This window comes from Dulcicalothrix desertica PCC 7102 (assembly GCF_003991905.1).
Classification (GTDB): Bacteria; Cyanobacteriota; Cyanobacteriia; order Cyanobacteriales; family Nostocaceae; genus Dulcicalothrix; species Dulcicalothrix desertica.
This window is the reverse complement of sequence record NZ_RSCL01000022.1, coordinates 138768-152422: the sequence shown is the minus strand read 5'-3', so window position 1 is coordinate 152422 and position 13655 is coordinate 138768. Positions and strand designations below refer to the sequence as shown.

The 13655-nt window shown below is 39.1% G+C and carries 12 protein-coding genes; 1 reads left to right on the top strand and 11 read right to left on the bottom strand.

Going from position 1 to position 13655, the window contains the following annotated elements:
• Positions 1-31: 31 nt before the first annotated feature.
• The 9 genes from DSM106972_RS36955 to DSM106972_RS36920 form a co-directional block, all read right to left on the bottom strand.
• Positions 32-4702, bottom strand: coding sequence for an nSTAND1 domain-containing NTPase (locus DSM106972_RS36955; RefSeq protein WP_127085364.1), 4671 nt, complete (start codon positions 4700-4702; stop codon positions 32-34).
• A 524-nt stretch (positions 4703-5226) separates the two neighbouring features.
• Entirely contained in the window at positions 5227-5631 is a 405-nt protein-coding gene (locus tag DSM106972_RS36950; RefSeq protein WP_127085363.1) for a beta/gamma crystallin-related protein, read from the bottom strand.
• Positions 5632-5719: 88 nt separating this feature from the next.
• Positions 5720-6382, bottom strand: a complete 663-nt coding sequence (locus tag DSM106972_RS36945) for a hypothetical protein (protein WP_127085362.1) — start codon at positions 6380-6382, stop codon at positions 5720-5722.
• 3 nt (positions 6383-6385) lie between these two features.
• The gene (locus DSM106972_RS54155; protein ID WP_186538674.1) at positions 6386-6541 is read right to left on the bottom strand and encodes a hypothetical protein; all 156 of its coding nucleotides are present in this window, start codon (positions 6539-6541) and stop codon (positions 6386-6388) included.
• Positions 6542-6733: 192 nt separating this feature from the next.
• A complete protein-coding gene (locus DSM106972_RS36940; RefSeq protein WP_127085361.1) occupies positions 6734-7252 on the bottom strand; it encodes a helix-turn-helix transcriptional regulator in 519 nt (172 codons plus the stop codon).
• Between the two features lie 281 nt (positions 7253-7533).
• Positions 7534-7863, bottom strand: a complete 330-nt coding sequence (locus DSM106972_RS36935; RefSeq protein WP_127085360.1) for a hypothetical protein — start codon at positions 7861-7863, stop codon at positions 7534-7536.
• A 677-nt stretch (positions 7864-8540) separates the two neighbouring features.
• The gene (locus DSM106972_RS36930) at positions 8541-9497 is read right to left on the bottom strand and encodes a DUF1822 family protein (RefSeq protein WP_127085359.1); all 957 of its coding nucleotides are present in this window, start codon (positions 9495-9497) and stop codon (positions 8541-8543) included.
• Between the two features lie 11 nt (positions 9498-9508).
• A complete protein-coding gene (locus tag DSM106972_RS36925; RefSeq protein WP_127085358.1) occupies positions 9509-10159 on the bottom strand; it encodes a sigma-70 family RNA polymerase sigma factor in 651 nt (216 codons plus the stop codon).
• 223 nt (positions 10160-10382) lie between these two features.
• Positions 10383-10589 (bottom strand): hypothetical protein, encoded by a 207-nt coding sequence (locus tag DSM106972_RS36920; protein ID WP_186538677.1) that lies wholly within the window; start codon positions 10587-10589, stop codon positions 10383-10385.
• Here DSM106972_RS36920 and DSM106972_RS55980 point away from each other — a divergent pair, their 5' ends adjacent.
• Positions 10590-10754, top strand: coding sequence for a photosystem I reaction center subunit IX (locus DSM106972_RS55980; RefSeq protein ID WP_411675374.1), 165 nt, complete (start codon positions 10590-10592; stop codon positions 10752-10754). It abuts the gene before it with no gap.
• 253 nt (positions 10755-11007) lie between these two features.
• Here DSM106972_RS55980 and DSM106972_RS36910 read toward each other — a convergent pair whose 3' ends face one another.
• On the bottom strand, positions 11008-12624 hold the full coding sequence (locus tag DSM106972_RS36910; RefSeq protein ID WP_127085356.1) for a serine hydrolase: 1617 nt from the start codon (positions 12622-12624) through the stop codon (positions 11008-11010).
• 227 nt (positions 12625-12851) lie between these two features.
• A complete protein-coding gene (locus DSM106972_RS36905; RefSeq protein ID WP_127085355.1) occupies positions 12852-13607 on the bottom strand; it encodes an RNA methyltransferase in 756 nt (251 codons plus the stop codon).
• Positions 13608-13655 lie beyond the last annotated feature (48 nt).

Here is a 13655-nt window from a genome sequence, read left to right as displayed (position 1 = left end):
CTTTACTCAAAAATGGTAAATTTGAACCTAATTATGAAACTCCTTTTAGGTCGCCAAGGACATTAACACCAATATCAGAAATGTTTAATGACAATTTGCCCCAAACATACTTTTGACAGGTTTGGGCTGCTGCGGAGGCTATCTGAGTTTGAGGTTGGACGAAGACAGAATGCCCTCGCAACCTATTGCACCCCAACTGAAGCAAAGTTTGCCAAGTACCACCTTGCCACAAGCGCATTTTAGTATCCCAGGCGCCACTAGCAATAGTATGTCCATCTGGACTGATAGCAACTGACCAAATACCCCCTTCATGTCCCTTTAAAGGGGTACCAATGGGATTACCATTAATGTCCCACAGTCTCAGCGTCTGGTCTTCACTGCTACTGGCAATGTACTGCCCGTCTGGGCTAAAGGCGACAGAAAATATATGATTACCATGTCCTGTGAAGGGTTGACCAATTTGATTGCCTTTAAAGTCCCACAAGCGCAATGTTTTATCCCAACTGCCGCTGATAATGTACTTCCCATCCAAACTAATGGCAATTGAACTAACGGAAGCCTTATGCCCTCTAAATGGCTTTCCAATTGGCTCTCCCTTGAGATTCCATAGTCTAATTGTGGCATCATCACTGCCACTAATAATATACTTCCCATCCGAGCTAAAGGTAACTGAGGTAACACTCTTCTCGTGCCCAAGTAAGGGTTTACCAATAGTATTGCCTTTGATATCCCACAAGCGTAATGTCTTGTCTTCTCCGCCACTGACAATATATTTCCCATTTGGACTAAAAGCGATAGCTTGAACAGAGCCGAGATGACCCTTGAAGGGTTGACCAATTTGGTTGCCTTTAATATCCCATAGCCGTATTGTGCTGTCTTGACTGCTACTGGCAATATACTGTCCATCTGGGCTGAATACTGCTTTGAGAACACCCATAGAATGGCCAAGTAAGGGCTTACCAATTAGGTTACCATTGAGATCCCACAACCGCACTTTCCCATCCAAACAGGCACTGACGATATATCGCCCCGAAGGGCTAAAGGCAACTGACATCACAGAATTTTCATGCCCAATAGCTTTACCAATAGAGCTTTTCTCTGTATCCCACAATCTAATTGTCTGGTCTTCACTACCACTGATAATAGTTTTTTGATCTCGGCTAATGGTAACCGAAGTTACAGATGCCTGGTGTCCTCGTAACGGTTGACCAATTGGGTTGCCGCTCAGATCCCATACTCGTACTGTATTGTCAGTAGCACCACTTATAATATATTTCCCATCCGTACTAAAGGTAACTGATCTAACTTCCCCCTGATGTCCTCTAAAAGGTTGACCAATTGGGTTACCGCTCATGTCCCATAACCTGACTGCTTGGTCATCGCTGCCGCTAACAATGTACTTTCCGTCTGGACTAAAGGCAACTGAGAATACATTACTACCTACTTTAAAAGGTTTACCAACCCTGTTTCCCTGAATATCCCACAACCTGATTACGCTACTGGCGCCACTGACAATGTACTGCCCCGAAGGGCTAAAAGCAACTGAATAGATATTAGTTTCTTGTGCTTTAAAGGGTTTACCAATGGGGTTGCCGCTCATGTCCCATAACCTCAGCGTGCGGTCCCAAGCACCACTAACAATATGCTTTCCGTCTGGGCTGAAAGCGACTGAACGAATAGTTTCTTGATGTCCTTTAAAGGGTTTACCAATGGGTTTGCCGCTTATGTCCCACAACCTCAATGTCTTATCCTCGCTGCCACTAACAATATATTTTCCGTCTTTTGAAAAAGCAAGGGCAAAAACGCTTTTGCTATGTCCTTTGAGGGGTTGACCAATCGGGTTGCCTTTAAAATCCCACAACTGTAATGTCCCATCAGCATTGCTGTTGGCAATATAATTTCCATCTGGGCTAATGCGAACCGAGAGGACATAACCCTTATTACTTATCAATATATTGCGTTCTATAGTACCAAATTGGGCTATTTGTACAGCCCATAGTAAACTAGACTGAACTTCCCTTGGAGGAACCCGAGAAAATAATGACTGGCTTGAACCAACGGCATCAATCGCTTGAACCAATGCGGCTAAAGGATTAGTCTGTAGCAAATTCTCCACCGATGCTGCTTTTGCGATCGCAGTCTGCTCTACTGATTTGTGCCATTGCCATCCAGCAACGGAAGCTAACATTAAAGCTAGCACTAAGCCACCAGCAAGCGATGATATAGTCAGTTGGCGCCTATGCTTTTGTTTTTTGATTTGTTGCGCTCGCAGTTCCACACTCAGCCCAATAAAACTTCTCTCAAGCGCACTCAATTCTAAAAAACGTTGTCTTTCCCAATACTCAGCATCTGCCAGTGGCTTTCCTCGCAACAGCGCCCCTTCATCAAAACCACTACTCTCCCAAGTACGCATTGCTACCCGTAACTGCTCTTGCCAGTGGCGAAAGTCCCTATCTTGCTGCATCCACTGATGTAATTGTGACCAACTGCTGATTAAGGCTTCATGGACAACTTCTACCGTATCTAAACCTGTTTTCTCATCCCGTCCCGTAACTACCAAACGAGCATCAGCCAAGCGGGTGACCAAATCCCAATTTTCTTCACCTACCTCAGCGCGGGTAGCTACACGACGGGTATCTGAAGCTCCTTCCCCCGGATGCACCAGTTGGGTAAAAATTCGCTGTGCCCTTTCTTTTTCCTCAAAGTTAAGCTGGTTATATGCGGAGTCAGCATAACAAGCCAACGCTGCTTCTACTCCGCCAATTTGATTATAAGCAGCATGGTTTAACTGGGCCGAAACCTGTTTTGCCCATAATTGAGTCAAGGCAAACTCTAATAAAGGTAAATTTCCCGGTTCGACACTAATAGTGGAAAGGATGCGTTCCACCAGCCCCTGTTCAATTGTTACTCCCAATAAAGAAGCAGGTTTTTCTACTGCTGCTTGCAATTCCTCATCCGTCATCGGACTAAGTTTTAAGTCTGCATATTGTAAAGCATCGGCAAAGGGACGATAAGATAATGCTTGTCCGAGAAAATCTGCCCTGAGAGTGATGACGAATGTGAAATTACGACAATGGTAAATAGCTTCGAGTAATCTATCGAGAAAAGTTTGGCGTTCTTGTGCATCTGTAGTCATAGTATAAAGTTCTTCAAACTGGTCGGCGATGAGCAAAAAATGCTGGAATTGATTTTGTTTTTTGATATCATCTACCACATCCCGCAACCCATTCTCGTACTGCCCCAAGTCGCTGGCAAGGTTTCTCATCTCCCGCAAGCGTTCGGTGCGGCTAAATAATTGTTTGCTGACTTGAGAATCTTTTTGATAATATGTTTCTTGCTGGTCAATCAGGGCAGTTGCCAGATTAAACAAGGGTCTGGAACCGGGACGAAAGTCAACAATATGCCAATTTCCAGCATCGATAAGGCGCCTCACCAAACCAGCAAACACCACACTAGATTTACCACTACCGCTAGAACCAATCACTGCTACCAAGGGTTGATTTTGCACTGCATCCACCAACAGATCGGTGAAAGTTTCTCGTCCAAAAAAGAACTGTGCATCTTCAGAGCGAAACGCAAATAAACCACGATAGGGAATAATATCGGTAGGACGGCGTCCTAAATCTAACCAATTTGGTGGGGTTACATCCGTATTTTGACAAATTACTGGCAACCAAGAAGCACAAGGGTACTTATCCTCAAGTCCATGCAACTTTAACCTAGCTTCCTTGGCTGCTTGATATAAGGACTTACCACCGATTGCAAAATCCTCCAAAAAATGCTTCAAAAATATCTGTGCCACCTCATCTGGCACTTGTTCCCGCATGACAATAATTTGGGGAATATGTAGCGTTTCTAAAGAAGAGGCTAATCCCAAACCATCGCAGGAATTGAAAATTGCTACAGCTAACCCATTACTCTTCGCTTTTTTTAAACCATATTTGAGGTCATCAGTAGTTAAGCTTTCTTTATTTTCATTAATATATATCCGACCCTTATCTCCTACTGTTTGACTGTGACCTGCAAAAAACAAGATATCCCAAGGTTTTTCCCACAATTGGTCATTAATTTCGTGACGTTGAGGCTGTACTAAAAAAGTTACCGAAGCATCCGGTAAACTATTGAGTAACCTGCGGTCTGTTTCCACATCAATACCAGTACTGTTGCCCAAAATCGCCAGAATTTTGACTTCATCCCTAATACTTGGGGTTTTGGTTGTGATAGTTTTTTGATAATCGGTTGCACTCAAAGCTAGTTCAGCGTTGGGATATTCTTCTACTAAATCCCAAAGATGCCAAGGTATTTGTCGTAATTGTGGACTAGATGTGCGAATTAGTACCCGTACTATTTCATTTTCTTGTAATTCTTTTAACCAACTCTCCCGGATGGAACGAAAAGATTCCTTCTTCAGCCAGTTATTTAATCGCTTCTGTAACTCCGTCGCGGAATTTTTGCAATCTTCGTATTTGGCAGTAATAGAACCATCGTAGGTAACTTTTTTCGCTTTGATAGCGCGATTGTCACTCCCCAAACTACGGTAGTGCGAGCGCCACTGGTCAATTTTTGTCTGTAATTCTGTAACTGCTGGTAGATTACCAGTGACTTCTTTATGGGGACTAACACCTTCAAAAGCGATTGAAAGCGTTACCCTTACACCCTGCTGTAAATCCCCGTCTAATTTTAAGACAACTAACTTTGTCATTGGTCGCAATGCCGGAGCGCTTCTATTTAGACTACACTTTCTCTAAGAAATTTACGCAAAAATTCAACTTTAATTCCACATTCTGCACCCCAGGCGCCACATACAATAAATCAGTACAAAAAAAAGAAAAATTATATCAGGACTTACGCAAAAATACAAGAAACCAGGTTTCAGGTTTATATAAGCTGGATAAATTTATGAATGTGAAAAGCTTTATTAAAAAAACAGTGGGCAATTGCCGAAACAATTACTCACTGCTATAATTAACACACAACATTGCTAATTAAGTTTTTTTCGGTATTAATCACCTAGGTCAACCACAAAATTGATGAAATTAAACAGAAGGTTATACCATTTTTATATGAAGATGCACATTATTATTGTTAGCCCCCCTTATTAAGGAAGGTTGGGGGAATATAATTAGTTGCAGCTTCAGATTAAATCGGTATTAGTATAAAAAAGCTAACCTTCTGTTATCTTAATAACTGCTATTAAAAGCAGCTATTTCTACATTGATTTGTCTGTTAAACTGGTCTTAAAGAAGACATGTTATCATTTTGAATTCCGACATTTTCGACCCAAGAATAATCTCCTGGTCCTAAAACAACACCGTAGGAGTTTTGAAAATCGGTATCTCTGTAGAATTCCCAACGTCCGTCTAGAATCTTAAAAGATGAAATCGTATCGTTGAGGTTGAAATTGCTCAGGTTCGGTACTGAATTCGTGAATGTTCCAGAGCCTCCCTGAAAGTCACTGTCTGTAAATAAAACGATAGCTGCCATTGTGTTTTCCTTGATTTTAGATAAGTGTTTAAACAGAAGGTTTAGCCCTTGTAAACGTGCAATTTGCATGAACGTTTCGTTCTTTCTTATATCAAAATAGTAGCCTTTTGTAGTTGGTTTGCTAATTAAGTATTTTTCGGTATTCATAGAAGCGGGTACTAATTATTTTTAGGTATCTATAATCTTTTTGTCTACATAAGCTGTTGTTTATTGATTCAAAAGAAATATTTTTTGTTTAAACTGGTTTGGGAAGATTGAGATAGGTACTCAACTGCAACGTCCTCACCCATTTTATTGTATGCGAACGAATGTATGCGGCAGCCTTTACCATGTTCCGTCGAAATAAGGTGCCGTTTTTCATGAATGCGGCGCCGCAGTTTAGAGGTGAGCGATGTTGATGAATTATCCTCCCACTTATAGCATAAAAAACTATGCCTACCTGTCCGCCTGTCAAAACGACATCACCAAACGGCAGCAGAAAATTGCATAGACTTCCTAGCTCTGTAATTAGGTATCCATCGCAAAAAACAACGCCAGCATCACCAACGGTATAAGTATTATTATGGCAGTAGGCAACGGCGTTAAGACTGATGTCCGGTTCAATACCTTTTAAGTCCCAAGTGTTCGTGGCATAGTCGTAAACAGCAAAGGTTGAGCCAAAAGTACCGAAAACAAGTTTGTTGGCGCCAAATGGTGGAATAACTACCCCAGTGTCAGAGTACCCCGTGGTGATGGAACTATTATTTATTACTATCCCAATGGAACTAATCTTATTATACAGCCGAATCAAATCAACCCAACTGGAACATATATTTACCCAGGCACCAATGGTGGTTTGAGAAATAATATATATAAGCCACAATATTTCCCAAATAGCACCAATCCACGTTGATAACAAACATTAAACATCTTTGGGAACGCTTGTAGAGACAGGATTAATCCTGTCTCTACAAGCGTTTCTCAATACTGGGTAGATTTTGCTTTCTGTAGGTTGGGTTCCCGTGTAAGCGTAACCCAACCTACGAATTTTTGTATTGTTAGCTATCCCTTGCAGCATTGCCGTTACTTTGGTTGGCGTAAAAGCAGCGAGCGATTCGTTACTTTATTGTGCTTGCTGGATATTATTAGGAGAGTAAGAAATTTCAGGGGAACTGGGAATGTACAGTTCCCAATCTTTGAAATCAATTTGCGAACATGACCAACACTTAATAATTACGTGAAAATCTAAAGGTAATATTTGAAGGTATCATTATAAGGCGTGAGAACGTTGTATTTCTCTCCAAGCACGAGGAGTATTTTGATAGTAATCACGAAACTGACAGTAGAAATGATTGATATTTTGATAGCCTACATCTAAAGCAATCTGCTCCACAGAGTAATTCGTTTCTAAAAGTAAGGAGCTTGCTGCTACTAGTCGGCGCTCGATAATCCAATTATTGACTGTTTTTCCAGTCAATTTTCGTACTAAGTCGGTTAAGTAAGCTGAAGAATAACCGACAGCTTGAGCTACTTCTTTTAGGCTAATAGGTTGATGATAATTCAATTCAATGAACTCGAAGACCTCACGTAGTCGGGGAATAGATGGAAATATGGACTTTTGAGTATTTGATTTTTTATTTTCGGTGGTAGTAGAAAATTTATGATCTGCTAACTGAACATTAACAAGACCATTTTCTGTGATAATTACCTCAAAACCTGCTGTTGACAAGCATTGCATTAAGAGGTTTTTTGTTTCGGGATGTTCATCAATTAATAAAATATTACTCATACGTTTTCCTAATATTGATATTACAAGTTTAATAATGAGACAACTTCGAGATTGCTCTACACCTTACTCGGTCAAGAAAAACCTCTTTATCTGAAATATGACTTTTTTTTAACAAAACTTTACAAGAGCTAGTAAGTTGTTTTTAGTAACGTCTTTAACACATAACTCAGCGAGATAGTATTACCCTAATGGGTACTTTTATAACGGCAGAATGACAAAAAAAAGTACCCTTACTTAAAGGTACTTCGAGGTGGCTTAAAAATGGTCAAGTAAGTGAGCAACTATGGTTTGACTTCTTGCCCATTCACGTAAATTAAGTAATTGCGACCCAGTGATGAGTTGGCGGCATATATCCCGATAAGCCGCTTATCACCGTGGTTATAGTATTCCTGCGACTTTCGACAGCTAGCAACAATCTCATCTCGAGATGTTGATGTTTCAAATTTGTAGACTCCCTCTTCTATCCAACGACCTTGCAGTTTGTACCAACCGTTATCCGGCTTTAGCCCCCATTGCCAAGTAGGGTTCGTGAAGTCTTTTTGGAAATAGCAAACGACGTTTGTAGAGTCTGATGCTTTAGCAGATGATGCTACTGAAAAAGGAATACTCAACGACAACATCGCCACCGGGCTGAGAAGCAGCAGTTTTTTAGGTAGAATGCGTATAACATTAGATAGAAATTGTATAGACATGATTAATCTCTTTAGTTTTCAATGATTTATTAAATAGAAAGGTAGTAAGTAAAATACAAGTACGGTGTAATACCTGCCATAACTTATATAAAGTGCGTTTTTATTTAGAAGTTGTTTACAGGAAACCTTTCAATTAATAATCATAGTAATTTAAATTTAATTCCTAGATTATCAAAGAGATTGCTCTCTTTCCTTTCCATATATACATAGTATATCGATGCAATGTTATTGATAATTAACTATTTGTAGGTAAAATCATAATTAATTATTAAATATTTTTCGATTACTCTTATCAAAAAATTGTAAATCAAAAATTTACGACTGATTATGGATTCTTGGCGCCATCAGATAATTGCTTGTTAGTGCCTCTGTTCTTACGCAAGAATACTATACTTATAGTTAAAAATAATTATAAATCGTACTTAACTGCTGTTTATTGATTGCTGTTATATTTATGCGCTCTTTATCTAGTTTTTACGGGTTTACTCGTTAGGTGCAAAATATAAGTTACCAAAACTTTAAGCTCGTGACCCTAAAGGAGGTCACAGCACCATAAAAACGCTTGTAATAAGTAATAGTGTAATTAATATAAATTTTTATACAATAAAATTTTCAATTACGCTAATATTATCCATTGCTATCTTTATACTGAAAGCATCTCCAACAGAGGCGCCGAACTCCAATTCAATTTTTTTATTATCATTTTTTGCAATAGCTGACAATACAGGGTTTTCCTCGGAATCTAAAATCATGACATTAAGCATGGGTGGCAAGTACTCTTGACCATTAGTTGGATGTAACTCCACAATAATATTGAACTCATTCTCATTACTTTCATCACGATTAACCTTAACCACTATCCCTAGAGATACGCTGTTAGCTTCTATACCAAAATCAACTAACTTAGCACGTTGAACAGAACTTTTCAATTCCTCTTCTGCGCTTCTAAACTGCCAAACTGGTTCAGGAAAGATTATTGATCCAATTGATTCAATTGATGACCAACCCGATTCAAAAATATTTTCAAACCATCTTTTTAAATTTACAATATTCTGACTGGGTAACGTGGCATCAGTTACTTCTATACTTTCTAAATACTCCAGTAAATTTTCTAAAGGTTGTAAAGAGTTTATGGGTAAATTATCACCTGATACGTTTTTGATAAACCCTAACAACTTAGCTGATTGAAAAGATTCACTGATTTGTACAGCTACATACCCAATTCGATTTGACTGAACTTCTGGTGGAACATAGACAAACTGTGAATTTTCTAGAACTGGACGACATTCCAATTTTCCCAAATTCTTAATTGATAAATCGGCTACATCCATAAGAGTTTGTTGTACAGGATTCCAACTATCGCTCACATAAGTATCAATTTCAAACCCCATACACTCTAGATAAAATTTTACAAAAAACACAGACAAGCTATTAAGTAAAACTTGCTGGCTTTTTTCGGGAGTGGCTTGCTGTGTTGACCATTTTTCCGCTAATCTATAATCGACAGTTGATATCGGACCAGTAAATGTATACAATGTTGCCGTGCTACTCATAATTTTTCCCTCTATGTTGAATCCTCAATACCACATAAATCTCTAAATTCATTGCGAAACTCTTCTAAAGTTCGCTGATAAAAGTTACTTAAAGTAGCAATTGGAATGTTTAAATCATCTGAAATATCTTTCCAAGATATACCTGACCATCTTTTGATAGCTATATCTCGAAAATTTACTTTAGGATATTTTTTGATATGTGTTTGTCTAAAAATCCCTTTTGGGTCTATTTCTATATATCGTCTGATTTTGTGAAAATCAGAGATATAGTTATTTTCCAACTCGCTATCGTCAAATGTCAACCCCTCCAGATTTTCTAAGACAGAATTTTCTACGTTAGTTTCATTGGCTTTGCCAATTATTTTGGGAATAGCCTCTTTAAAAAAACGTTTACTTAATAACATATTCACCCAAGTCATAAATGTGCCCCGTTCCTGGTCATACTTGTCAAAATTATGACAAATATACAAAAATAAGTCTTGTACTGCCTCCTGATAAATTTGTTCGTAAACCCCTGGAAATTGACCTTTATATGGGTGACAAAGTTTTCCAAAGCGGTATACACCATCGATTAGTCTCGATATCGTTATCCTTCTAGCAGTTGACAAGAGTGGGTATTGTTGGGCAATAAGAGCTAGCTCTTGAAGCTGTTGCTCGTTCATATATTCACTTGTGAGAATCGTACTTCTCTAAAAACTATCAGATACTAATTGTGCTTTTATCTAAATCTTCTGGTAAAGTTTACAAAATTTTACAATGGCGCCTCTAAACTGCACAAGGCGTAACTATTTTTACAAATCTTTTTCATCAATTAATAATCGCACCTATGGCAACTCCAGGGGATTGATGGAAGCTAGGTTCATTTATAGAAGAGAGTGAAATATTTCACTCTCTTCTATAAATGTCAGTTAAGGGGGGATCAACATCATCTTCTACCTCCTCCAACTCTCCAACATCCCTAGCAGCAACATTCCGATTCAAATCCACCACAACATCATCATTACCCTTCACCTTGCCAAACACCCGCAACATAGACTCCTGATAATTAAAATCACCAACCTTCAACTTAGAAATTTCACACCGTCGTAACACATTCGACCAAAACAAATCATAGAATTACGTTATTTCCTCAAATATCTTACCTCTGTTCCAGTCATTGCTACATTAGCTGTGGTAATTTTGTACGTAATTTTTGTTGAATTAAATTATTTGTTTCCTGGGTTACAATATAGAACCTTTTTCCATCCATTACCATAAACAGCATTAAAATCTTTACTCAAATAATAAGTAGAGATTTTAAAAATTAAATTATTAATATCCTCGCATATAGGGAATTATTTGATATTCTTAAATTGGAATACATCAAAAGCAACTACCTGACTCGGCTAGAGTGGGTAGTTTTTTTTTAATTACTAAGCAATTGTAAAATGCAATATGCTGTAGTAGCTAATTTCTTAACAATTTATTTATTAAGTTATTAAGATAACAAAGAAACCAGAAACCCGGTTTCTTATTGTTGGTAAGGATAATAATATTGAGGATTTACTACAGGCGCCTGATAACCAGTAGGAGGAATATTAGTTCCTATATTTGGTACAGGAGTCATATATGTAGAGCTAGGTATAGGATTCATAATTGGTGGAGTATAGCCACCTGGGGGAATTGGGTTAATATTAGGATTTATATTAGTAGTTGGTGGAAGCGGTTGAGTAATAACAGGAGGTTGAATTGGACTGACAGGTGCAGGAATATTATTAGGTACAGCAGGGTTAACAGAATTATTTGGCGCCATGCTAATACCAGTAAACTGCTGATACGCAGCACGTGAAATCCCATTTATCAGCTTTTCTGCACTGACATCGTTTCGAGGACGTTGTACCATCACCGAAATTAGATAGCGCTTTCCTGATGGCAACTCAACTAAACCCGTATCTGCTAAAATTCCGCCAATTTCACCTGTTTTATGAGCAATTTTTGCACCTTGTCCTAAACCAGCAGGTAACAAAGTATCTTTGACAGTACGCTGCATAATATCAATAATACGTTCGCGTGACTGAGAACTAACTATATTACCTTTAGTTATCATTGCCATTAAATTACTCAACTCTTTTGGAGAGGTTTTATTCGTTCCCTCAATATCAGGTAAAATATTACCAAGCAAAGTAGTGTTAAGTCCCCAACTGCGGAAGCGCTCGTTTAACTTTTCAATTCCACCCATTCGCTCAATCAGCATGTTAGTTGCTGTATTGTCGCTAATAGTCATCATTTTAGTAGCGACTTCAAGTATTCCATACTGAGTACCAACGGGTCTATTTTGCATGTCTCCTGAACCACCAGCTACAGTAGACTTACTAGTGCGGAGAGTTTCTTCAAGGTTAATTTTGCCTTCATCAACGTCTTGGAAAAAGGCGATCAGAATTGGTAGTTTAATTGTACTGGCACTGGAGAACATGGCGCCGCCATTAAAATCAACATAACCACCATTATCTAAATCGGTAACAAATACCCCAGGAGTTAAATTTGGATTTTGGATTGCTAGATTTTGGATTGCTGATTTTAAAGAAGGTATTTCTTGTGATAGCTGTAATATATTAGCAACAGTAGGAGCTTGAGTTTGTGGTGCAGTTGGTTGTACTGTAGGTGTTTGCCCGTTTTGGCTATTCAACTTTGTGGCAGGGTCTAATACAGAAAGCGCAGTACCAACAATGGCGCCAATACCGACTCCAACAATTAATAATCTTAAAGCATATAAAATATTTCGCGCCATCGGCTTTAATCGTGTCCGACGGGAAACAACTTTTTTTCGAGCGGTAGGTTGCTTGCGAACTCGGACGGATTTTACCTTAACGGTATTGGGATTATAAACAGGTATTTGGTTTTTGACGCTTGGATGTGTGGCAGGTCTAACAGCACTTTTAACTATATTTTTACTTTCCGAGGGTACTTTTGTTTTAGGCGATGTCGATTTGACAGCTTTGGCAGTCGGTTTGACTTTCTTTAGTCCTGGTTGAGTTTTTTTAGCGACTTTCGGTTGAGGAAGTCCCGACTTTTTAACAGGACGCGACACACGACGGCCAACGCTTTGACCTCGCGACGAAGGTGTTAATCTATAGCTTGAATCTGACACCGCTACTCCTTATAACCACTGAACTATACTTGTACCGACCCCAAAGCAAACACACACGCTACTTAATATACACTCAGAACTCAGAACTCAGAACTCAGCACTCAGCACTCAGAACTCAGCACTCAGAACTCAGAACTCAGCACTCAGCACTTTACACTCTGCTTGTTTAGTTTAAGCCATATTATTTAGTTTGGGGTGGTGGCAAAAGCACATCATAAATATATTTGCTAATCGCCAGCATGGTTTTTTTTATCAAGTGCCCATTGTACCTGATGTAAAATTCCTCTCAACATAGCTAATTCCCTATTTTTTAGCTGCGTGCGGTTGTACAGTTGTCGGAATTTTTCCATACGGCTTTTTGCAGTATGAGGAAAAAGATAACCAATACTAAGCAGTAGTAATTCTAACTGCTGGTAATACGATTCGACAAGCTCTACAGGCGCCAGTTGGTTTAAATAAGGTATGTTTTTTGCTACATCTGTTTCGTGTAATGATACGGTCGCTTGCTGTGCAAGTTCGTAGCAGCAAACACCAACAGCCATTGCCAAATTTAATGATGAATATTCTTCGCTGGAAGGAATACGAATAAATCGTTGGGCATAATTTAATTCTTGGTTACTCAACCCCCGGTCTTCACGACCAAATATTAAAGCACTGGGTTGTGCGTTTTCTTCGAGTAACCAGGGTAAAGCATCACGTGGTGTTTCCAAAGGTGCATCCCAGTCATGGTCGGCGCCAGTTGTAGCTATCGCACGCTTACATCCAATTAAAGCTTCGGGTAAAGAGTTTACAATGATTGCCGATTCTAATATATCTGATGCACGAACCGCCATAAGTTTCGCTTCGGCGCCTATATGGTCACACTGTGGGTTAACTAAAATGAGTTGAGTCAAACCAAAATTTTTCATCACACGTGCTGTTGAACCCACGTTTAATGGGCCCGCTGGTTCGACTAATATTATTTTTATCCCGGTTGTTGTCATTTATGGTTGTTATTCCGTTACCCCATACCCTATAAGGGTACGGCTATA

What these genes read in the sequence shown, in the direction of transcription:
- DSM106972_RS36955 (WP_127085364.1), bottom strand. Translation starts at nt 4,702, where the DNA reads ATGACAAAGTTAGTTGTCTTAAAATTAGACGGGGATTTACAGCAGGGT.
- DSM106972_RS36950 (WP_127085363.1), bottom strand. Translation starts at nt 5,631, where the DNA reads ATGAATACCGAAAAATACTTAATTAGCAAACCAACTACAAAAGGCTAC.
- DSM106972_RS54155 (WP_186538674.1), bottom strand. Translation starts at nt 6,541, where the DNA reads ATGCTGCAAGGGATAGCTAACAATACAAAAATTCGTAGGTTGGGTTAC.
- DSM106972_RS36940 (WP_127085361.1), bottom strand. Translation starts at nt 7,252, where the DNA reads ATGAGTAATATTTTATTAATTGATGAACATCCCGAAACAAAAAACCTC.
- DSM106972_RS36930 (WP_127085359.1), bottom strand. Translation starts at nt 9,497, where the DNA reads ATGAGTAGCACGGCAACATTGTATACATTTACTGGTCCGATATCAACT.
- DSM106972_RS36925 (WP_127085358.1), bottom strand. Translation starts at nt 10,159, where the DNA reads ATGAACGAGCAACAGCTTCAAGAGCTAGCTCTTATTGCCCAACAATAC.
- DSM106972_RS36905 (WP_127085355.1), bottom strand. Translation starts at nt 13,607, where the DNA reads ATGACAACAACCGGGATAAAAATAATATTAGTCGAACCAGCGGGCCCA.